This is a genomic window from Dickeya lacustris, assembly GCF_029635795.1.
Classification (GTDB): Bacteria; Pseudomonadota; Gammaproteobacteria; order Enterobacterales; family Enterobacteriaceae; genus Dickeya; species Dickeya lacustris.
Window position 1 is genome coordinate 930,776 of the sequence record NZ_CP114280.1, and the last position, 21,114, is coordinate 951,889.

General features: G+C 54.9%; 18 protein-coding genes. 4 read left to right on the plus strand and 14 right to left on the minus strand.

The window, feature by feature from the left end:
• Nucleotides 1–80 precede the first annotated feature (80 nt).
• The 6 genes from O1Q98_RS04160 to btuC all read right to left on the minus strand — a co-directional run bounded on the left by O1Q98_RS04160 (nt 81) and on the right by btuC (nt 6,289).
• The gene (locus O1Q98_RS04160; protein ID WP_125259066.1) at nt 81–1,532 is read right to left on the minus strand and encodes a protein adenylyltransferase SelO; all 1,452 of its coding nucleotides are present in this window, start codon (nt 1,530–1,532) and stop codon (nt 81–83) included.
• 201 nt (nt 1,533–1,733) lie between these two features.
• A complete protein-coding gene (locus O1Q98_RS04165) occupies nt 1,734–2,471 on the minus strand; it encodes an EAL domain-containing protein (protein WP_125259065.1) in 738 nt (245 codons plus the stop codon).
• Between the two features lie 666 nt (nt 2,472–3,137).
• Entirely contained in the window at nt 3,138–3,602 is a 465-nt protein-coding gene (locus O1Q98_RS04170; RefSeq protein WP_125259155.1) for an NlpC/P60 family protein, read from the minus strand.
• Nucleotides 3,603–3,841: 239 nt separating this feature from the next.
• Nucleotides 3,842–4,666, minus strand: a complete 825-nt coding sequence (btuD, locus tag O1Q98_RS04175) for a vitamin B12 ABC transporter ATP-binding protein BtuD (protein WP_125259064.1) — start codon at nt 4,664–4,666, stop codon at nt 3,842–3,844.
• Nucleotide 4,667: 1 nt separating this feature from the next.
• Nucleotides 4,668–5,219, minus strand: coding sequence for a glutathione peroxidase (locus O1Q98_RS04180; RefSeq protein WP_125259063.1), 552 nt, complete (start codon nt 5,217–5,219; stop codon nt 4,668–4,670).
• Nucleotides 5,220–5,287: 68 nt separating this feature from the next.
• Nucleotides 5,288–6,289: a vitamin B12 ABC transporter permease BtuC gene (gene btuC / locus O1Q98_RS04185; RefSeq protein ID WP_125259154.1), complete on the minus strand. Its 1,002-nt coding sequence runs from the start codon at nt 6,287–6,289 to the stop codon at nt 5,288–5,290.
• Between the two features lie 262 nt (nt 6,290–6,551).
• Between btuC and O1Q98_RS04190 the strand changes: the two genes are divergently transcribed.
• Nucleotides 6,552–6,767 carry a hypothetical protein gene (locus O1Q98_RS04190; RefSeq protein WP_125259062.1) on the plus strand — a complete coding sequence of 72 codons (216 nt, stop codon included), beginning with the start codon at nt 6,552–6,554 and terminating at the stop codon, nt 6,765–6,767.
• Between the two features lie 79 nt (nt 6,768–6,846).
• On the opposite strand, the gene cobB is transcribed toward O1Q98_RS04190, so the two are convergent.
• The 5 genes from cobB to lolC form a co-directional block, all read right to left on the minus strand.
• Nucleotides 6,847–7,677, minus strand: a complete 831-nt coding sequence (gene cobB / locus O1Q98_RS04195; protein ID WP_125259061.1) for a Sir2 family NAD+-dependent deacetylase — start codon at nt 7,675–7,677, stop codon at nt 6,847–6,849.
• A gap of 206 nt (nt 7,678–7,883) precedes the next feature.
• Entirely contained in the window at nt 7,884–8,813 is a 930-nt protein-coding gene (nagK, locus tag O1Q98_RS04200) for an N-acetylglucosamine kinase (protein ID WP_125259060.1), read from the minus strand.
• 65 nt (nt 8,814–8,878) lie between these two features.
• On the minus strand, nt 8,879–10,126 hold the full coding sequence (gene lolE / locus O1Q98_RS04205; protein ID WP_125259059.1) for a lipoprotein-releasing ABC transporter permease subunit LolE: 1,248 nt from the start codon (nt 10,124–10,126) through the stop codon (nt 8,879–8,881).
• Nucleotides 10,123–10,830 (minus strand): lipoprotein-releasing ABC transporter ATP-binding protein LolD, encoded by a 708-nt coding sequence (lolD, locus tag O1Q98_RS04210; protein ID WP_125259058.1) that lies wholly within the window; start codon nt 10,828–10,830, stop codon nt 10,123–10,125. The genes lolE and lolD overlap by 4 nt, the downstream gene beginning before the upstream one ends.
• Entirely contained in the window at nt 10,823–12,025 is a 1,203-nt protein-coding gene (gene lolC, locus O1Q98_RS04215) for a lipoprotein-releasing ABC transporter permease subunit LolC (RefSeq protein ID WP_125259057.1), read from the minus strand. Before lolC ends, lolD begins: the two co-directional genes overlap by 8 nt.
• A 128-nt stretch (nt 12,026–12,153) precedes the next feature.
• On the opposite strand from lolC, the gene mfd reads away from it, so the two are divergent.
• From mfd to yegD, 3 genes are all read left to right on the plus strand, one after another.
• Entirely contained in the window at nt 12,154–15,606 is a 3,453-nt protein-coding gene (mfd, locus tag O1Q98_RS04220; protein ID WP_205744244.1) for a transcription-repair coupling factor, read from the plus strand.
• A 496-nt stretch (nt 15,607–16,102) separates the two neighbouring features.
• Nucleotides 16,103–17,629, plus strand: coding sequence for an EAL domain-containing protein (locus tag O1Q98_RS04225; RefSeq protein WP_125259056.1), 1,527 nt, complete (start codon nt 16,103–16,105; stop codon nt 17,627–17,629).
• 127 nt (nt 17,630–17,756) lie between these two features.
• The gene (yegD, locus tag O1Q98_RS04230) at nt 17,757–19,106 is read left to right on the plus strand and encodes a molecular chaperone (protein WP_125259055.1); all 1,350 of its coding nucleotides are present in this window, start codon (nt 17,757–17,759) and stop codon (nt 19,104–19,106) included.
• A gap of 30 nt (nt 19,107–19,136) precedes the next feature.
• Here yegD and O1Q98_RS04235 read toward each other — a convergent pair whose 3' ends face one another.
• The 3 genes from O1Q98_RS04235 to O1Q98_RS04245 form a co-directional block, all read right to left on the minus strand.
• Nucleotides 19,137–19,973, minus strand: a complete 837-nt coding sequence (locus O1Q98_RS04235) for an arylamine N-acetyltransferase family protein (protein ID WP_125259054.1) — start codon at nt 19,971–19,973, stop codon at nt 19,137–19,139.
• Nucleotides 19,974–20,121: 148 nt separating this feature from the next.
• Nucleotides 20,122–20,397, minus strand: coding sequence for a hypothetical protein (locus O1Q98_RS04240; protein WP_125259053.1), 276 nt, complete (start codon nt 20,395–20,397; stop codon nt 20,122–20,124).
• A 141-nt stretch (nt 20,398–20,538) separates the two neighbouring features.
• Entirely contained in the window at nt 20,539–21,078 is a 540-nt protein-coding gene (locus O1Q98_RS04245) for a glycine zipper 2TM domain-containing protein (protein WP_125259052.1), read from the minus strand.
• Between the last annotated feature and the right edge of the window lie 36 nt (nt 21,079–21,114).

A 21,114-nucleotide genomic window follows, 5' to 3' on the forward strand; every position in this document is an offset into this window, starting at 1 on the left:
GCCACTATTGATAGCTGATAGCTGATAGCGCAGAACCGCGTATCGACACAACAGCGCCAACGCACGCTTGCCTGATGCGCTTAACTGGAGCAGGAGATCACCAGCTGTTTACCCCACTCCGGGGGTAAGGCCGCCAGGTCAGCCATATCCGGTTGTTCGTCATAGGGTTGGCATAAGGCCTGATGAACCCTCGCCAATAACTGACTATCGCCTCTGGCAAGCTCATCAATAACGCGCTGGGCCAAATAATTTCGCAGGACATAGCGGGGGCTCGCCTGCTTCATGCGCTGTCGGCGCTTATCCTCATCACATTCATCCTGTTGCAGTCGCTGACGATAAGCATGCAGCCAACGGTCAAGCGCGGGCCGGTCAACAAACAGGTCTTGCAGCGGCGAGGCGGCGCTATGTAGCTCGGTTTCAGCCAGCAGGCGAAAGGTCTGGGTATAATCGGCTCGCTCGCGCTGCATTAATGCCAGTAATTCTTGCAGAAGCGCATTATCCTGCGTCTGGGGTGTCGTAAAGCCCAGCCGGGCGCGCATCAGTTCGCCAAAACGCCGCATCAGCGCTGGCTCATAGCAGGCCAGCGCCTGTTCCAGTTGATTGGCCGACATCAGGGATGACAGCGCCTGAGCCAACCGATGCAGGTTCCACAGCCCCACAGCCGGTTGATGATTAAACGCATAGCGCCCCTGATAATCTGAATGGTTACAAATGTATTGCGGCTGATAATCGTCCATAAAACCATAGGGGCCATAATCCAGCGTGATGCCCAAAATAGACAGGTTATCGGTATTCATGACACCGTGCGCAAACCCCACGGCCTGCCACTGCGCAATCAGGCATGCGGTGCGCTCAACAACATCGCAAAACCATAAAAAGTAACGCTCCGGTTCCTGCTGCCAGTGCGGCCAATGCTGTGCAATCACATACTCAGCCAGTTGGCGCACCTTCTCCGGCTCCCGGCGATAATAAAAATGCTCGAAGTGACCAAAACGCACATGGCTTTGCGCTATGCGCATTAACATTGCGCCGGTCTCTTCCTGCTCGCGTTGCACCATATGTTCACTGCCAACGAGGGTTAATGCGCGCGTGCTGGGAATACCAAGGTGATGTAACGCCTCTGAAGCCAAAAATTCACGCACCACCGAACGCAGTACCGCCCGGCCATCCCCCATGCGGGAATAAGGCGTGCGACCAGCCCCCTTGAGATGCCAGTCCAGCGTCTGCCCATCCGCCATCTGTTGCTGGCCGAGCAAAATACCGCGCCCGTCGCCCAACTGCCCAGCCCAGACGCCGAACTGATGCCCCCCGTAAACCTGAGCCAACGGCGCCATTTGCGGCAATATCCGCTCACCGGTCCAAATCTGCTGGTTATCCCCTTGAAAGTCATCATCGGATAACCCCAATGTCTGGGCCAGGGGCGCATTGTGGTAAAGCAAATGGGCACCCTGCAACGGTTGCGGCGTCAGTTCGGTATAAAACCCGGGCAACTGTTGGTGATAGTGGTTATGAAACAACAGATGATGTGGCATACATTCCCCTTTTTCTCTCAGTGTAGAACCGCATTGTGGTAATTAACACCGAGTAACCACAGGGTTATTACGTCACTCTTATTACTACTCTTATTGCTACTCTTATTGCTACTCTTCTCTCTTTTATTCTCTCTCTCGTTTCAACGTACGCCTTTTCTTCATCCAGACAATGACAGAGAGCATCGCTGACAACTGGCGCTTTTATTCGCCATAACAGCGTAGTGGCATTAATGCATTATCCAACACATCAGGTAATAGTGGCGGCCATAAATTCCCTTGCACTGCGTCAATATCCAGATGTCGTAGTTGCTCAAAACGCCTAATATCATCAACCCCTTTAGCAACAATACATAATCCAGGGCAATGTTTTTTTATCACCTGCAACAGCGGCGTCATAATAGAGCGCGACACAGGGCGCACCACCAGTTTATCGATAAATAATGCATCCATTTTTACACAGGAAAATACACCATCATAAAAAGGCTTCATATTGGTATAACCGATACCAAAATCATCCAGCCATAAATGAAAAGACTGACTTAACTTTTCAAGCTGTGTATTATCACGACCGGAAGAAATATTAGGAAAATGCTCATTAATTGCAATCTGCAAGAAGGGCAGCGCACGGAATGCGCTTTCCAGCCAGGCATTCTCTATTAACAGCGCCGCCAGGCTAACATCAAGCTTTAATAACGCGATGACGTGGTGATGACAAAACCAAGATGCGTTATCTTGCAGGATACTGAGCTGTTCATTTAGCAGCGCCAGTTTTTGCTGGCGGCTCCACTTACCCATCATCAACGCCTGATGCATCGGGAGCACCCCTTGCACGCTATGGACGTATCCCTGCATTTCCATAGCCAGCAGGCGTGAATCCAGATGATAGACGGGAGAGAAGAAATATTCGCTATCATCATTAACGTCAAGCTGAATGCGCATAATATTCATAACCGGAGTTGAAAGGTAAATATAACCGGGCCGATTCCTGCCTTAACGAAGATAAGAACACCTGTTATTCCCTATTAAGAGAGCATCTCATCGCTGTTATTCGCCGCAACCAGCCCCTTTCCTATGCAACAGCCTGCATTATTTCCATCAAGAATTCATCAAGTCATTAATGAAGTGATAAACATCATTTTTTACTTGATACATTAATTATGTTAATTACATTAACTGACTGCATAGGATTTCGCTTATTACCAGCCCTATATTGCATCAGCACTGGCATATACCATCAACCTGTGAAAATAACGAAGCCCATCGTCAGTAGTTATCGAAAAAACAAACACCGCATCGTTATTATCATGTTGATGATATGGCTAACTTAGCATTTGATTGATTGAGAAAACACTCTTCTTGTTCTTTTTCAGATAATACCCTGCACGCCTATCCACCGCCCATGCGACAAGTAATATGGATGCCATCGCCAGTTAATTGATATATCAATAGCGCCGGATAACGCTGATATCCCCTCAGCAACAGCCGGGAGACGGGCAGGCCACTGCGGGTGCCGGTTGGCCTGCGTCAAGATGCCATCGCTCGGTAATGGCCGCAAATACGCGATAGTGCCTCTGCGACTGCGGGCGGTTTATCGCCATCAGCCCTTCAAAGACGTCGTGCCTGCCAATAGGCCCGTTTCCAGTAAACGTTATTGAGTGATGAACGCATTACCCCCCGGCTGGTGGAGGCATGAATAAATTGGTCACGGCTATCGTAAATGCCCACATGCAATCCGTTTTCACCACTCCCGGTGCGGAAAAATACCAGGTCGCCTGGCAGTAGCTCGTTACGGCTAACCGGTGATCCTACCTCAGCCTGCTCTTCTGTTGAGCGCGGTAAATTCAAACCAAAACGATCGCGAAAGGTGAGGTAAACAAAGCCAGAGCAATCAATACCATACCGGTCAAGACCGCCATAGCGATAAGGCGTACCCTGCCACTGAGACAACTGCGCGTTCAGTTGCGCCCGCACTTCGCCAGCCTCCCCTAAGCGGGTATTGGGTGGAACGTGGCTGCTACAGCCAGCCAGACATAACGCCATCAATATGAGCCAGAACCGCCAAAATCTCATGCCACTACGCTCGCTATCACATGCCATAAAAAACTCATTTCGCCATACTATCATGGTGTTGCCATGGTGTTGCTACTCATAATCGCCAGCGCATCGCCGATTTATTCTGGTTACGGTGAGCGCTCGTCGCTCATCATATAACATTCATGATATAGCACTCATGGTATGGCCTTGATGATATGACATTGATGAATTGACGCCGACCGGAGATTACGCAGGTTCACGGCCATGGTGACGCTTTAGCTCTCATCGTCTGCCGGTATTTCCTGGCGTGCCAGCATCCAATAACGATCGCCCAGCGTATAGCGAGAAAAGGCGACGCCAAACAGCTGTGATAACCGCTCTGGCTGCATCACCTGCACCGTCGGCCCGTGTGCAATCAATTGGCCATGTTCCATCAGCCATACACGGTCTGCATGGTGTAGGGTGTGATTCAAATCGTGGCCGGAAACCACCGCCGCAATACCATACCGACACACCTCAGCCAGTAGGCTATCAAGGGCGACGCGCTGACCAATATCCAGGCTGGCCGCAGGCTCATCAAGCAGGAGCAGGCGTGCCGCAGGGTTTAAAGTCGGCCAAATCTGCAAAAACACCGCCGCCAATCTGACCCGCTGCCACTCGCCGCCGGAGAGTTGATTCAACGGGCGAGCCAGTTTTTCGCGCAATAACAGGCGCTCGGCCAGCTCATGCACCACCCCATCCACTTGCTTGCTATCTGCATGCGGCGGCTGATGCAATTGCAGGTACTGGAATACCGGCATCAACACCTGTACCGCATGCTGTTGCGGCAAGTAGGCCCGCACGCGCGCCATATCGCGAGCAGACCAGCCCGCCATCGGCTGCCCCAACAAAGAGAGCGTCCCCTGCCCCGACAACACACCGGCCATGTATGCCAGTAGCGTGCTTTTCCCTGCGCCATTAGGCCCGATGAGATGTATCAGCTCACCGGCCATACCGCTCACGCAGACATCATGCAAACGCTGGCGCACACTGGCATGCTGCACGGTAATCACCGGCGACACGTCGCCGTCAATGCCAGCGGCAGGTGAGGGCTGCGTCATCTTACGATGCCAATGCCTGCTTGATGGCAGCAAGTAGCTGCGCATCGTCCGGCGTCATGTCCGGTGAAAAGCGCGCCACGACGTCCCCCTGACGATTAATCAGGAATTTTTCAAAATTCCATAATATATCGCCGGGGTGTTGCGGTGCCTGCCCACGGCTAACGCGACGCGCATAAAATTCACTGCCCTGTGGATACTGAGCCTGCGGTTGTGCATGAATTAACGCCTGATAGAGCGGATGACGCCCCGCGCCGTTAACCTCGAGCTTACTAAACAGAGGAAACTGCACACCGAAGGTGGTACGGCAAAAAGCCTGAATGTCTTCATGGCTGCCGGGCTCCTGGCCTGCAAATTGATTACACGGAAAACCGAGCACCGCAAATCCCTCATCGCGATAGGTTTTATACAGGCTTTCCAACCCTTCATACTGATTGGTCAAACCGCATTGCGAAGCTACATTCACCACCAGCAGTACCTGCTCACGCCAGTTCGCTAATGATGTGGCGTGCCCGTCGATGGTTTGCAGGGGAATGTCATATAATGCGTTACTCATATTTTCTTCCTTAATTATCAATCGATTGGCAGTTTAACCCGCCTTATCCGATGCTCATTGAGCACCTCTTATGCCTGATGGCGCAGCAATAGCCAAATGAACCAGGGCGCGCCGAGCGTTGCCGTCACCACCCCTACCGGCAGCTCGGCGACCGGCAACAGCGTGCGCGCCAACGTATCTGCCAGCAGCAGCACCAGTGCGCCGCTGACGCCGCATCCGGTTAAGAGATAGCGCTGATCGGTCAGGCCACACAAGCGCAAAATATGCGGAATAACCAAACCGAGAAAGCCAATAACGCCAGCCAACGCCACGCTGATGCCCATCACCGTCCCCATCATCACGAGCAGCAGGTTGCGCCAGTAAAATACTGCGACCCCCAGTTGACGCGCGGCCATCTCACCGAGCGCCAGTTGATTGAGCACCCCACCCACGCTCGCTAATCCTATCAGCAGCGGCAGCAGTAACAGCATCAGGCCGCCATAGCGCCAGTCAACGCCGCTAAAGCCCCCCATCATCCAGTACATCAGTTGGCGCAAATCCAGACTGGTGCTGAAATACACCGCCCAGGTCATCAGAGCGCTACAAATAATGCCAAGCCCGACGCCAATCAACAGCAACCGGGCATTGGATACGCCAGCGCGGGAGAAATGCAGCAGAAGTAGCGTCATCAGTAAAGCACCGGCTATCGCACACAAGCTCAGGCACCATATCGGCAGCGCGCCTTGTCCAATCAACACGGCCAACACCAGTGCCACTCCGGCACCGCTCGATACCCCCAACAAACCGGGCTCGGATAAGGGGTTGTCGAATACAGCCTGCATCACCGCCCCGCCCATGGCCAGGCTGGCCCCCACCAACATGACGGCCAGCGTGCGTGGCAACCTCAGTTGCCAGATGAATACCGATGATCCCGAGTCCAGCCAGTACAGCGGCCAAATCCAGTGTTCTCCTGCGCACAGGCTGACCACGATGCCAACGACAAGAATCAGCCATAAAGCCAACAGCCGCAGGCGATTGCGCCTGAGTTGTTGCTGTTTGAGCCGGGAGTAGTTCACCTGAATGGGCGGCATAGCGGGCCTGAAATCAAAAAACGGAACGATGGCAACATCATGCGCATCCACACAATGATATCAAGTAGATAACGCGATTTTTCGCGTCAGTTGGAATGCGCCTCGCAACCACGCCTGGCGCTGGCATGCATTTGCTGCTCTTTACCCTTTTTACGGGCATATCTGCGGCTGTCATGAGGCTAGCTAAAAGGGTTATTTTTTAATCTCACCAGATTCAACTATGCTGGTTATAACAGCGCGTTATTTTATGCAGGAGGGTTTTATGCTGACAGCCTTTTGGCGCACGTTGCGTCACTGGACATTACGCCCGCGCAAGCCGGTGCATACCCGCTATGCAACCGGGTGCAGCGAGTGTGAATACAGCTTTTATAATCATCAGGCTACCTTGCCGTTCGATCAGATTGATGAGTGCCTGCGCGCTCGCCGTGATGCGCTAACGCAGCACCACGGCACGCTGGCAGAGCGCTATCACGGATAACATCGCCCATCGAAAGCCGGTGTGATGCAGCGCACGCCCGCTGGCAATCCGTACCGATAATTCCCTCGGGCGCCCCTTGTTACTCTAAGACCGGTACATGAACGGCAAGCCACTTTTCGACAAAGCGCGGTACAACGTCCGTCGCCGGGCCGTAAATTCGCTCATTAAACTGGCTTTGCACCTGACTGGGCTCCAGATTCAGCTCTACCGTATGTGCGCCGTGCGCCTGCGCTTCATGGACGAATCCCGCCGCCGGATAAACATGTCCTGAGGTGCCGATAGCAATAAACACATCTGCCTGCGACAACGCATGATAAATGCTATCCATGCCGAGCGGCATCTCGCCAAACCACACCACATGCGGGCGCAACGGGGCTGGAAACTGGCAGCAGTGGCAGCGTTCATCAACGGCGACATCTTCCGCCCAGTCAAACACCTGGCCGCTTTGACTACAGCGAACCTTCAGCAATTCCCCGTGCATATGCACGATACGCTGGCTGCCAGCCCGCTCGTGCAGGTTATCGATGTTCTGTGTCACCAGCAGAAAATGATCGCCAAGCGCCGCCTCCAGGCGAGCCAGCGCCAGATGCGCCGCATTGGGTGCGATGTCTGGTTGCTGCAACTGACGCCGCCGCTGGTTATAAAAGCGCTGCACCGTAGCCGGGTCGCGGTGAAACCCTTCAGGTGTTGCCACATCTTCAACCCGATGCTCTTCCCAAAGCCCATCTGCCGCACGAAACGTGCGAATACCGGATTCGGCAGAAATCCCTGCTCCGGTCAGTACAACAACACGTGGCTTATTCACGTTTTTGACCACCAGATAATCAAGATGAAAAATACGGGCACGCAGGCGCTGATGCCGCAGACGTTTTCGCTGTCGAAAACGATGTAACCGCAAAAGCGAATGCATGTCTGCTCCTTTTATTCACAAACATCGGTTCACAAACATCGGTTCACAAACACCTGTCTTCACCCACACCGCCTCGCTATTGGTTTCAGCAAGGTTAACGAGAATGTATTTTGATAATAGCGCGTTGCAGAGGGCGGTTCAGCATAGCCCTATCAGAAGTATGACTACACCCGAGAAAAATGCGCTGATGCTGTGGCTCACGCCCGTTACCGGCTCGGCGTAGCGCTCATCAAGTGTAGCAAAGCCGCGCCACGCGCGCCGCCCGCATCGCCATGGCGGGCTTTTTCAATCCGTGGCAGTTGCACACCGGGCAACAGATTATCCGGTAAACGCAGCGGCAACTGACGATATATTTCATCAAAATTAGATAAACCGCCGCCTAACACCAACATATGCGGATCAAACAGCGTCAGTAGATTGCCAAGACAGAGAGCCAGCAGCGACAAATAACGCTCGACGTGGGCCTGGGCGCTGCGTTCCCCCGCCGTAAACTGCGCGATTATCTGCGTTGCAGACAACCGTTGTTGATAGAAATGGCTATACAGCCACTCAAAACCGCGCCCAGACAGGTAATTCTCGATACAGCCGTGGCGACCACATCCGCAAGGCAAGCGCGGTATATCCGCACTGAGGATATCCAGCGCCTCAACCGGCAGGCGAAAATGCCCGAGTTCACCGGTCACACCGTTACGCCCATCCACCACCTGACCATTGACCACCAGCCCACCGCCCATGCCGGTACCCAAAATCACGCCGAGCACCACCGGATAGCGGCACGTGCCCTCATCCCAGGCTTCAGAGAGGACAAAACAGTTGGCGTCATTACTCAGGCGCACCTCGCGCGCCAGCAAACGGGAGAGATCGGCGCGCAGCGGGCGGCCCATTGCCGACGGCAGATTCGCCGCGAACAGCTCACCGGTTTCAGCCCGTTCGATGCCGGGCACACCGATGCCAACATGCCCCCGACCGCCAGTGAGTGCATCGGCTTCGGCTGTCAGTGCATGCAGGCTGTTGAGTAGCGCATTGTAGTTTTCGCGCGGCGTCGCCACACGTTTGCGCCAGCAGCATTGCAGCGTTTCGTCAAATACCGCGATTTCAATTTTGCTGCCGCCGACATCGAAGCCGTAGTAATGCATGAAACGGTTATCCCTACTGTGCCGTGGGGGTAGACAGGCGGGCGCGGCTGGCACCCGCCGACAGATTACTGGCCGCTCAATACGCGTGCCGGATCAATACGGCTGGCGCGTCGCGCAGGATACCAGCTGGCTATCAAACTCAGCAGTAACGACGTTGCCAACACCGCCACGACATCCAGCAGATGCAATTCCGAGGGCAGAAAATCGATAAAATAGATATCACCGGAGAGAAAGCGATGGCCGGTCAGTGATTCCAGCGCACGGATAAGCGGCGTCAGTTGCAAGGTCATCACAACGCCCGCCACACAGCCCACCACGCTGCCCAGTAAGCCTGCCAGCAGTCCGTACCAGACAAATACCGCACGGATTAAACCATCGCCTGCGCCCAATGTGCGCAGTACGGCAATATCGCCGCTTTTATCTTTTACTGCCATCACCAGCGTCGAGACAATGTTGAAACTGGCCACGCCAATCACCAGCACCATCGCCAGATACATAATGGTTCTGATCATCTGGATATCGCGGTACATATAGCCATACGTGCCAATCCAGCTACGGATATAAACATAAACACCGATCGCTTCACCTGCATCCCGCACCAGTTTTTGTGCAGCGAAGACATCCTGGGCCTTCAGCGCAATACCGGTAATGCCATCGCCGAGATCGAGATATTGCTGGGCATCGGCCAGCGGTATCAGCGCCAGGCTGTGATCGAGCTGGCCGCTGAGTTGTAAAATACCGGCCACCTGTAGCCGAATGCGCTTGGGCTGTAGCAATTTCATTTGCGGGTCGCTATTGGGGATCATCACCGTCACCCAATCGCCACTTTTCACCCCCAGAGTATCCGCCACCCCTTTACCGATAACGACCTGCTGCGCCCCGGCGTGAAAGCGCGCCCAGGCGTCATCCAACACGAAACGCGGAAGCGCGCTCAATTTCAACTCCTGCGCCGGATCAACGCCTTTGAACTGGATAGCCTTGAGATTCGCGCCGTTCTCTAGCAGCCCGGTAAAGCTGACATACGGTGCCGCTGCCGCCACGCCCGGCACGTGCTCGATTTTCGGCAACAATGGCTGCCAGTCGCGAAACGGCTGGTTAACCGCTTCGATTTCACCGTGCGGCACCACGGCCAGAATGCGGTTATTCAGTTCGCGCTCAAAGCCGTTCATCGCGCTCAATCCGACAATCAACACCGCGACGCCAAGAGCAATACCCAGCGTTGAAATCACTGAAATCAGCGACACCATACCGCCCCGCCGACGGCCACGACTAAAACGCAGCCCGATTTGTAGCGCGAGAGGAGGAAAGGTCATCGTGACGTCCCCATCAGGGTTAACTCCTGCTGTAGCTGCCCGTCCCGCATCTCAAGCTGACGCCCCAGACGGCGCGCCAGCGCCAGATCATGCGTGACGACAAGAAACGCGGTTCCCTGGCGATCGTTCAATTCGCCGAGCAGCTCGAAAATGGCGTCCGCCGTGCGTTGGTCAAGGTTGCCGGTCGGCTCATCGGCCAGCACCAGCGACGGCTTATTCACCAGCGCACGGGCAATCGCCACACGCTGACGCTCACCACCGGATAACTCTGACGAGCGATGTTGGCTGCGTTGCGCCAGCCCCACTGCCGCCAGCATCGCCTGCGCCTGCTCTTTGGCCACAGCCGGAGCCGTGCCACCAATAAGTAACGGCATGGCGACATTTTCGAGTGCGGAAAAATCCGGCAATAAATGGTGGAACTGATAGATAAAACCCAGCTCACGGTTACGCAACGCCGCTTTTGCCGCCGCCGACAATGAGCCCAGCGCCTGCTCTTTGAAAATCACCTCACCCGAGGTGGGGGAATCCAGCCCGCCGAGCAGGTGTAACAGGGTGCTTTTACCCGAGCCGGAACTCCCGACAATCGCCATCATTTCACCGTGCTGTATCTCAAATGACACCTCACGCAGTACATCGGTAGACAGGTTGCCTTCCTGATAACGCTTGCACAATTGACGGCACGCCAATAAAGGGGAATTACTCATAACGAAGAGCCTCTGCGGGATGGGTGGCGGCCGCGCGCCAGGAAGGATACAGCGTGGACAGCAGCGCCAGTAGCATGGCGACCAGCGCTATCATCAAGACTTGCATCGGCTGAATTTGCACCGGCAGACTGCCGCCGTCTATCAACAGCCCCAGCAGCGGAATCAGGGTGTTCAATTGGCTTGCCAGCACGATGCCAAACACCGCGCCCAATAACGCGCCCAGCACACCGGCGCTGCCGCCCTGGATCATAAACACAGCCATAATCTGGCGACGGGTCAGCCCCTGCGTTTGTAAGATGGCCACTTCGCCCTGCTTTTCCATTACCAGCAAACCAAGAGAGGTGACGATGTTAAACGCCGCGACCGCCACAATCAGGCTTAACAGCAGCCCCATCATGTTTTTCTCCATGCGGACTGCCTGAAACAGCTCCCCTTTGCGATCGCGCCAGTCCTTCCAGACCGCCCCCGGCACCAACGCCTGCTGGCTTAGGGTATCGACAGACAGCGGTTGTGCAAGCCACAGCCGCCAGCCGGTAATATTCCCCGGCGCATAACGCATTAATCTTGATGCATCCTGCTGATTGACCAGTAACTGATAGCTATCGACCTCGCTACGGGCGGCGAACGTACCGGCGACGGTAAAGAGGCGCTGGCTGGGAATACGGCCCATCGGCGTTAACTGGCTGGCTCCCGTTACCATCAGGCGCAGCGAATCGCCCCGGCTTACCCCCAGCTGTTTCGCCAGTTGCTCACCCAAAATCACCTGATATTCACCGGCTTGCAGTTGCTGCAAACGGCTGTTTACCAGATAGTTCGCCAACGGTTCCGGCTCATCAGGGTTGATGCCAAGCATCACCCCCACCGCCACGCTGCGCGCGCTTTGCAGCACCACATCGCCGGTTGTCAGCGGCGCGATGCGCTGCACGCCGGTCAGGTGTGAGAGTGAAGACGCCGGAATAGACTCAGGGTTAAGCGAACCTTGCGGTGTGGTGATAAGCGCTTGCGGCATCAGGCCAAGAATGCTGCTTTCCAGCTCTCGCTCAAAGCCATTCATCACCGAGAGCACCGTCACCAGCGCCATCACCCCGAGGGTGATGCCAATGGCCGATAACCAGGAAACAAACCGCCCAAAGCGGTCAGCAGCCCGCCCTCGCATATAGCGCAGGCCAATGAAAAGTGCGACAGGTTGATACATGAAATCCGTCTGGATGAGGTTGCTAAAGCAAAGTGAACAAGGATAATAAAGGGTAGACCCACTTTATGGAACCCTAACCCTCTCTCTTCCCGACTTTTTCTTAGTGGATATCGAGACCTGATAATCGGATGATGCCAGAACACTATCGCTATACTCTGCCTGGCAAAGCGGGTGAACAACGCCTGCTGGGGCAGCTTACCGGTGCGGCTTGCGCCGTTGAATGCGCGGAGATCGTGACTCGTCACCCCGGATTGGTGGTTATCATCACCCCGGATATGCAAAACGCGCTGCGCCTGCGTGACGAAATACGGCAATTTACCGCCGAGCCTGTGATGACGTTGCCGGATTGGGAAACCCTGCCTTATGACAGCTTCTCGCCGCATCAGGAGATCATTTCCGCTCGTCTGTCTACACTGTATCAGTTGCCGACGCTGACACGCGGAGTGCTTATTCTGCCGGTCAACACGCTGATGCAGAAAGTGTGCCCGCACCGTTTTTTGCACGGCCATGCGCTGATGTTGAAAAAAGGCCAGCGCCTGTCGCGTGACCGGCTACGCAGCCAGCTTGAACAGGCCGGTTATCGCAGTGTCGATCAGGTGATGGAGCACGGCGAATTTGCGACCCGAGGGGCGTTACTTGACCTGTTTCCGATGGGCAGCGAAGAGCCGTTTCGTATTGATTTTTTCGATGACGAAATCGACAGCCTGCGCCTATTTGATAGCGATACGCAACGCACTCTGAGCGAAGTGGCCCAGATTAACCTGTTGCCTGCACGCGAGTTTCCCAGCGACAAAACCGCCATTGAGTTATTTCGCAGCCAATGGCGTGAACAGTTCGACGTGCGCCGCGATGCCGAACATCTCTATCAGCAGGTGAGCAAAGGCACGCTGCCCGCCGGGATAGAATATTGGCAACCCCTGTTCTTCGCCGAACCGCTGCCGACGCTGTTTAGCTACCTGCCGGACACCACCTTGCTGATTTCCGTTGGCCATATTCAGCAGGCTGCCGCCCGGTTTTGGCAAGATGTGCAACAGCGTTATGACAACCGCCGCATTGACCCGATGCGCCCGCTGCTCTCGCCGGAAAACCTCTGGTTACAGGAAGATGGGCTGTTTGGCGCGCTCAAAGCCTGGCCTCGCGTGCAATTACACACGGATACGCTGGCAGATAAAGCCGCCAACCAGAATCTGGGCTATCAGCCACTGCCGCAGTTGGCGGTGGTACACCAAAGTAAAACGCCGCTGGATGCGCTGCGCCGCTTCACCGAACAGTTCGACGGGCCGATCATTTTCTGTGTCGAGAGTGAAGGCCGTCGCGAGACCTTGCAGGAGTTGCTGTCACGTATCAAGCTGGCACCAAAACTTATCACGCATCTCGATCAGGCCACCGCATCGGGCTGTTATTTGATGATTGGTGCCAGCGAGCACGGTTTTATCGACACCCTGCGCCAGCGCGCGCTTATTTGTGAGAGCGATTTGCTGGGCGAGCGCGTCACGCGTCGGCGTCAGGACAACCGACGCACCATCAATACCGATACTTTAATTCGCAATCTGGCCGAGTTGCGCCCAGGCCAGCCGGTCGTCCATCTGGAGCACGGCGTGGGCCGCTATGCCGGACTGACCACGCTCACCGCCGGGGGTATCGCAGCCGAATACCTGATTTTGCACTACGCCGGTGAAGATAAACTGTACGTGCCGGTTTCCTCGCTGCACCTTATCAGCCGCTATTCAGGTGGCGCGCAAGAGAATGCGCCGCTGCACAAACTCGGTGGCGATGCCTGGGTACGCGCCCGGCAAAAAGCGGCGGAAAAAGTCCGCGATGTGGCGGCCGAATTGCTGGATGTTTACGCCCAGCGCGCGGCCCGACATGGTTTTGCCTTCAAGCATGACCGCGAACAGTATCAGATGTTCTGTGAGGGTTTCCCGTTTGACACCACGCCCGACCAGGCTCAGGCCATCAACGCCGTACTCAGTGACATGTGCCGCCCTATCGCCATGGACAGGCTGGTGTGCGGCGATGTCGGTTTTGGTAAAACCGAAGTGGCGATGCGCGCGGCGTTTCTGGCGGTAGAAAACCACAAGCAGGTGGCGGTTCTGGTGCCAACCACCCTGTTGGCCCAGCAGCATTACGATAACTTCCGCGACCGCTTTGCCAACTGGCCGGTACGCATCGACATGCTCTCGCGCTTTCGCAGCGCAAAAGAGCAGACGCAGGTGCTGGAACACACGCAGGAAGGCAAGGTGGACATTCTGATTGGCACCCATAAATTGCTGCAAAGCGACATTCGCTGGCGCGATCTGGGGCTGTTGATTGTCGATGAAGAGCACCGCTTTGGCGTTCGCCACAAAGAGCGCATTAAAGCGATGCGGGCCGATGTCGATATTCTGACGCTCACCGCCACGCCTATCCCGCGTACCCTGAATATGGCGATGAGCGGCATTCGCGATCTGTCGATTATTGCCACACCGCCCGCACGCCGTCTGGCGGTGAAAACCTTTGTGCGTGAATATGACAGCCTGGTGGTGCGCGAGGCCATTCTGCGTGAAATACTGCGCGGCGGGCAGGTGTACTACCTTTATAACGATGTCGAAAATATTGAAAAAGCCACCCAGCGCCTGACAGAACTGGTGCCGGAAGCCCGCATCACCATCGGCCACGGCCAGATGCGCGAGCGCGATCTTGAACGGGTGATGAACGATTTCCATCACCAGCGTTTCAACGTACTGGTTTGTACCACCATTATTGAAACCGGCATTGATATTCCGAGCGCCAACACCATCATTATTGAACGGGCCGACCATTTTGGCCTGGCGCAGTTACACCAGTTGCGTGGCCGCGTCGGACGCTCACACCATCAGGCTTATGCTTATCTTCTGACCCCCAACCCCAAAGCGATGAGCAGCGATGCGCACAAACGGCTTGAGGCTATCGCATCACTGGAGGATTTGGGCGCGGGCTTTGCGCTGGCCACCCATGATTTGGAGATTCGCGGTGCCGGGGAGTTGCTGGGCGAGGATCAGAGCGGCCAGATGGAAAGCGTGGGCTTCTCGCTTTACATGGAGTTGCTGGAAAGCGCGGTTGAGTCGCTCAAGGCCGGGCGCGAACCCTCGCTGGAGGATTTAATCAGCAGCCAGACGGACGTGGAATTGCGCCTGCCAGCGCTGTTGCCGGAGGCATTTGTGCCTGACGTCAATACCCGCTTGTCCTTCTATAAACGCATCGCCAGCGCGACCACCAGCCGTGAGCTGGATGAGCTGAAAGTCGAGCTGATTGATCGTTTCGGCCCCTTGCCGGATGCCGCGCGCCACCTGCTACAGGTCGCGGCTCTACGCCAGTTGGCGCAAACGCTCGGTATCAAGCGGATTGAAGGGAATGACAAAGGCGGATTTGTCGAATTCGGCCCGCATAACCGCGTTGACCCGACCTACCTGATAGGGTTATTGCAGCGCAACCCGAAACTGTATCGGCTAGACGGCCCGACCCGGCTTAAATTCATTACCGCGCTGGATAGTTACCCGCAGCGGCTGACGTTCGTCAGCGATTTACTTGAGGAGATGGCGCGCCATACCCAGGCAATATAATCCTATTGGTAACGGCAACATTTTACATGTCTCATCATTTTTGTGCTCTGTATCGCGAAGAACGCCTAAAATCAACGCGATAATCGCCGATATAACTTAACGCGCATTAATCACATAGCGCACATTTTTCGATGTCAGTTATACCAACTGGCGCATGTCAGTAACCGGGAATCGCCCCGGTGCTGACACGCGCCAGTGGCCGGGGACACCAGCCCGTTGGAACACACAGAACCGTAATACGCTGAGTCAGGCAGGGCCTATAGGCTGGCTTTATCGAATCAGCGGCTTGGCCGAGTCTTTATCATTACGACGCCGCTGGCGTATTTTGATGCAATGAGTCGGCCCGCCTGTCGGTATATGGCAATAGTTGGTATACGACAACAGTTGCTATACAACCATTGGTATACAACCATTGGTATACGACAGCCGTTATACAGCAGTCGTTATACAACAGTCGGCATACAACAATAAAGATCAGCCAAGGGCCCATACACACATGAATAAACTGATCGCTTTTCTGACGTTTTTGGCGATGATGGTCTTGGGCTCTTCGGCTATTTATTACCAAAATTATCGCTCAGACCAACGGTTAGCCTATGCGGAAGCTGAACGAGCGGCCAAAAGTATCGAGGCTATTATCGATGAAGCCCGCGATGCGGTACTCCATACCCGCCCCTTGTTAACCCAGCCCTGTACACCCGATGTTATCCGTATCCTGAACATGGCGGCGGCCACCGAGCCCCACCTGCGCACGGTGAGCCTGATTCGAAACGATATTGTTTATTGCTCATCGCTCTACGGGGTCGATAACCGGCCTGCCGCGCTGGAGCGCTTTTTTATGGGTCAGTTGGTGCTGCTACCCGGTAACTCCGTCACCCCGGACAAATCGCTGGTGATGTACCTGGAAACCACGCTGAATGGCAGCGTCGGGATTGGCATTCATGCGGCGCATTTAACCAACGTGTTAGGTCTTCTTAGTAAGCGGCGCGAGTTGTATTTCAAGGTGGGCAACAGTTGGGTATCACAGGAAAACAGGGTGCAACCCTTCAAAACCAGCGAGCACCCGAATTTTGTCACCATTTCATCCCAACGTTACCATTTCGCCATTATGTTCCCGATGGCAACCTCTTATAATCTAATGATATTCTGGGATCAGGAAAAAATGACGTTGCTCGTCATCTTCCTGATTGCCTTTTGTTCCGGCATCTTAGCCTATAAATATTCCCGCCGTTTCAACACCCCCTACGATGGTATACGACGGGCTATCGATCAACAGGAAGTTATCCCTTATTATCAGCCGGTTATCTGCACCAAAACGCACGAGATGTACGGTGTTGAAGTGCTGGCGCGCTGGTTCCATCCCAAAAGCGGATTTATTTCTCCCGATGTGTTTATTCCCCTGTGTGAGCAGAGCGGCCTGATTATTCCGCTGACGCGCTCGTTGATGAGCCAGGTACTGCGGGATTTACTCAGCCATCTTGATAGCTTGCCTGATGAGTTACACGTCGCGCTTAACATCAGCGCCCTGCATTGCCAGTCAGAAGAGTTTATTAGCGACTGCCAGAATTTCGTGGCAGCATTCGGCAACAAGAAAGTCCACCTGATGATTGAGATAACCGAACGGGAAAAAATCGACCTGACGCCAGAGGTGCTCGGCTTTTTTAGCAAGTTAAGTGCGGCGGGAATGTCTATCGCGCTGGATGATTTTGGCACGGGCTACTCTAATTTTGATTATCTGCGCAAGCTACGGGTGAATTTTCTCAAGATAGATCAATCTTTTGTCAGCATGATTGATGAGGATGACCCGCAATCCAGCACGTTGGTGAATTGTGTTATCGACCTGGCGCAGCAGATGAACCTGATGACCATTGCCGAAGGGGTGGAAACCCCGTATCAGGCCGAATTCCTCAGCAACAAACAAATCAACTTCATGCAGGGCTACTATTTCTCACGCCCGCTGCCGTTTGATGAATTGACGAAAACCTGGCTGAATCAACACGTGGCGACGCCTCATCAATCTTAGCCACACGACCGTCGCCGGGCACCGTCACCCAGCGGTGCTGGCGCTTTTATCTTCCTGATTATTTACAACCCTGCAAACTCGCGGTAAATTCCCGCCCCTTCTCTATTGGCATGGGGATAACAACATCATGTTTATTGGTTTTGACTATGGGACTGCCAATTGCTCATTGGCAGTGATGGAACACGGAACACCGCGTTTATTGTCTCTGGAGCAGCAATCGCCCTATCTGCCCTCCATGTTGTGCGCGCCCAGCCGCGAGGCTATCAGTGAATGGTTGTGGCGGCATCATCATGTGGCGGCAGCCGGGGAAAACGCACAACTGCTACAACGGGCGATAGCCTACAACCGTGAAGAAGATATTCAGGTGCAGCCGCAGAGCGTTCAATTCGGCCTGCAAGCCTTGTCGCTCTACATGGAAGACCCTCAGGAGGTTTGGTTCGTCAAATCGCCGAAATCGTTTCTGGGCGCCAGCGGCCTGAAACCACAGCAATTAGCGCTGTTTGAGGATTTGGTCTGTGCAATGATGTTGCATATCCGTGACCAAGCGCAACACCAGTTGGACGCCCCGCTGGAGCGCGCCGTTATTGGCCGTCCTATCAATTTTCAGGGCACCGGCGGCGAAGAGGCTAATCGTCAGGCTCAGGGCATTCTGGAGCGTGCGGCAAAGCGCGCGGGTTTCCATGAGGTCGCGTTTCAGTTTGAGCCCGTTGCCGCAGGCCTTGATTTCGAAGCCACGCTTGAAAGAGAACAGCGGGTGCTGGTGGTAGATATCGGCGGCGGTACGACGGACTGCTCGATGATCCTGATGGGCCCCGACTGGCGCGCCCGCAGCGATCGCACACACAGCCTGCTTGGGCACAGCGGCTGTCGGGTGGGCGGTAACGATCTGGACATTATGCTGGCATTTCGTCAGTTCTGCCCATTACTGGGCATGAATGGCGTAACGGAAAAAGGCAACGCGCTTCCGATTATGCCGTGGTGGAACGCGGTTGCCATCAACGATGTGCCCGCGCAGATAGAGTTCTACAGTCAGGCATGCGGGCGATTGCTGCGTAATCTCATCCGTGATGCCCGCGAGCCTCAGCATGTCGAACATTTGCTGACGGTGTGGCAGCAACGGCTGAGTTACCGACTGGTGCGACTGGCCGAAGAGCAAAAAATTGCACTATCGACCACTGAGCGCTCACAGGCTGCGTTAACGTTCATTGCACCAACGCTGCACACCGAAATTGACGCCTCGGCGCTCGAAAGCGCCATCGTCCAGCCGATTGAGCACATCAAACAGCAGGTAACACAGGTGATAGCCAGCAGCCAAACCCAACCGGATGTTATCTATCTGACGGGTGGCAGCGCGCGATCGCCACAGCTGCGCGCCGCCATTAGTCAATGCCTGCCCGATGTGCCGATAGCCAGCGGCGATGACTTCGGTTCTGTTACCGCCGGTCTGGCGCGCTGGGCACAGACGCTGTTCCGCTAACGGTATGCCGCCAGACGCTGACCGACGCGGTCAGGGTCTGGCCGTGCTGCACGCCTCGCTCGTCTCAAACTGGCTGAACCAACGTTGGCTGTCATACTCATCACCCAGCACAATGCCGAAATGCTGGCGTAAACAGGCCAGATAGTCACGGTAGCGGCTCAGGCACTGTTCTGTTTTCTGCCCCTGCCGGGTCATGATCAAACGGTTATCCGACAATGTCACCCGCCCCTGTGCCGTGGCGCGAGTACACAGAGATTTGCGGGTAAATGGCGACGCCGACGACGTCTGATGGTAATCGGCCATCGCCGTAAACGCGTCCAGTTGATGGGGTTGCAGCGTGAAACGATACATTGGCTGCCACTGTCCGTGCGCCGGTTGTTGCTGTAACAGGTACTCGCCGCCATCCTCAGCGACCACCCGATAGCACGCAAAGGCCTCTTGCGACACCTCACCAGACAGGGGAAGCGGGATACTGAATGCATCGCCAAAACTGATATCGGCAATCACCGGGCCTTGCGGCAAAGCAACATGCAAGAACAGATGGTCAAACGGCGGCCCGTAGTGGCCGTCTTCATTCCATACCTGCCCGGCCAGCATCTGCACATCAAAACCCAGCGCCTGTAGCAACAGATAAAAGCCGTAATTCAATTCATAGCAAAAGCCGCCGCGCCGTGCCTCAACCACTTTTTGAAAAATCGCCTGTTGATTGAGCTGGATGGGTTTGGCAAACACCACATCCAGATTCTCAAACGGGATATGGGTCAGATGGGCGAAATGGAGTGTGCGTAGTCGTAAAGTGGGGTCTTCAGGCAGCGAACGAATACCGATTCGCTGCAAATAGCGTTGCACTTCTGTCTGTTCCAGCATAACTCTTCCCGGTGCCTGAAAAACTTCCAATGTATGCCTGATAATACCCCTTCAACCGCTGTTGATAAACCGTGAAGTACCATCAGGAAACCAAGAAAGCGACACAAATCACCGCACAAAGAACACTGTATTGCTGATTTTATTGCCGTTATTGCGTGGCAGGCTCCACCCGCCCGGCAGTTTTGGCACCGGGCAAGCCCGACATACCACGGATATCGGCTTTGGCGCTTTTGGCTTTAGCAACCTCATGGTGAGCTGTGCTTTTGATGAATGCGTTGAGAAGAGCGCTTTGGGAAGAGCACTTTGAGAAGAGTGCGTTGAGAAAAGAGTCTGGTGACAAATAAGGGCGCGAAGCGGTGCGGTTATTACCATCGTAATCAATACAGCCCGACAAGCGCTGCGGCCACCGGTGGCTTAACGGCACGCGGGTGACTCAGCGCGCCGTAAAACGCATCTGGCCTGGCCTGCGCCATACGCCGGTGCAGGCCAGCTATCTGTATGATTGGCTGACTAATGCGGGGTAAGGCCTGCCCATGAACATCCGGTGCAGGCCCTCGGCAATCTATTAATGCGCTGCATTGAGGATTAACTGGCCGTTGCTATCAATAGGAATACGAGTGCCCGGGTCGCGTTCCATACGCACCTTGCCTTCGCGATCGCCAATTTGGTAGGTGACGTCATACCCCAGCACTTTTTGCGATTTGTCATAGACGGTTTGACAACGCTGCTGCGTGGTGTGGTAAGTATCACCCTCCTGCATATTGCCCTGAACCTGATTACCGGCGTAACCCCCCGCCAGAGCGCCAGCAACCGTTGCCACATCACGTCCCCGACCACCACCGATTTGATGACCCAGCACACCACCGGCGACCGCGCCCAGCAGCGATCCGGCCAGCCGGTTTTCATCCTGCACCGGTTGACGCCGCACGACCGCCACATTATGACACTCCTGACGCGGCGTTTTTATCGTCTCTTTGATTGGCGTAGCCGTTAACACCTGTGCAAATTGCGGTTTGGATGCAAACACATCCAGACTGGCTACAGCGGCGACGCCTAATGCGGACGCCATGCCGATCCCCACGCCTGCTAGCATTGATTTGTTCACAGGAAACCTCCTGAATAAATAATCACGCATTTCTAT

Coding starts and splice junctions, on each gene's coding strand:
- O1Q98_RS04190 (WP_125259062.1), top strand. CDS start 6,552: ATGCTGACAGCCTTTTGGCGCACGTTGCGTCACTGGACATTACGCCCG.
- mfd (WP_205744244.1), top strand. CDS start 12,154: ATGATGCCAGAACACTATCGCTATACTCTGCCTGGCAAAGCGGGTGAA.
- yegD (WP_125259055.1), top strand. CDS start 17,757: ATGTTTATTGGTTTTGACTATGGGACTGCCAATTGCTCATTGGCAGTG.
- O1Q98_RS04170 (WP_125259155.1), bottom strand. CDS start 3,602: ATGAGATTTTGGCGGTTCTGGCTCATATTGATGGCGTTATGTCTGGCT.
- lolC (WP_125259057.1), bottom strand. CDS start 12,025: ATGTATCAACCTGTCGCACTTTTCATTGGCCTGCGCTATATGCGAGGG.
- btuC (WP_125259154.1), bottom strand. CDS start 6,289: ATGCCGCCCATTCAGGTGAACTACTCCCGGCTCAAACAGCAACAACTC.
- O1Q98_RS04180 (WP_125259063.1), bottom strand. CDS start 5,219: ATGAGTAACGCATTATATGACATTCCCCTGCAAACCATCGACGGGCAC.
- lolD (WP_125259058.1), bottom strand. CDS start 10,830: ATGAGTAATTCCCCTTTATTGGCGTGCCGTCAATTGTGCAAGCGTTAT.
- nagK (WP_125259060.1), bottom strand. CDS start 8,813: ATGCATTACTACGGCTTCGATGTCGGCGGCAGCAAAATTGAAATCGCG.
- O1Q98_RS04235 (WP_125259054.1), bottom strand. CDS start 19,973: ATGCTGGAACAGACAGAAGTGCAACGCTATTTGCAGCGAATCGGTATT.
- lolE (WP_125259059.1), bottom strand. CDS start 10,126: ATGACCTTTCCTCCTCTCGCGCTACAAATCGGGCTGCGTTTTAGTCGT.
- cobB (WP_125259061.1), bottom strand. CDS start 7,677: ATGCATTCGCTTTTGCGGTTACATCGTTTTCGACAGCGAAAACGTCTG.
- O1Q98_RS04160 (WP_125259066.1), bottom strand. CDS start 1,532: ATGCCACATCATCTGTTGTTTCATAACCACTATCACCAACAGTTGCCC.
- O1Q98_RS04165 (WP_125259065.1), bottom strand. CDS start 2,471: ATGCGCATTCAGCTTGACGTTAATGATGATAGCGAATATTTCTTCTCT.
- btuD (WP_125259064.1), bottom strand. CDS start 4,666: ATGACGCAGCCCTCACCTGCCGCTGGCATTGACGGCGACGTGTCGCCG.
- O1Q98_RS04225 (WP_125259056.1), top strand. CDS start 16,103: ATGAATAAACTGATCGCTTTTCTGACGTTTTTGGCGATGATGGTCTTG.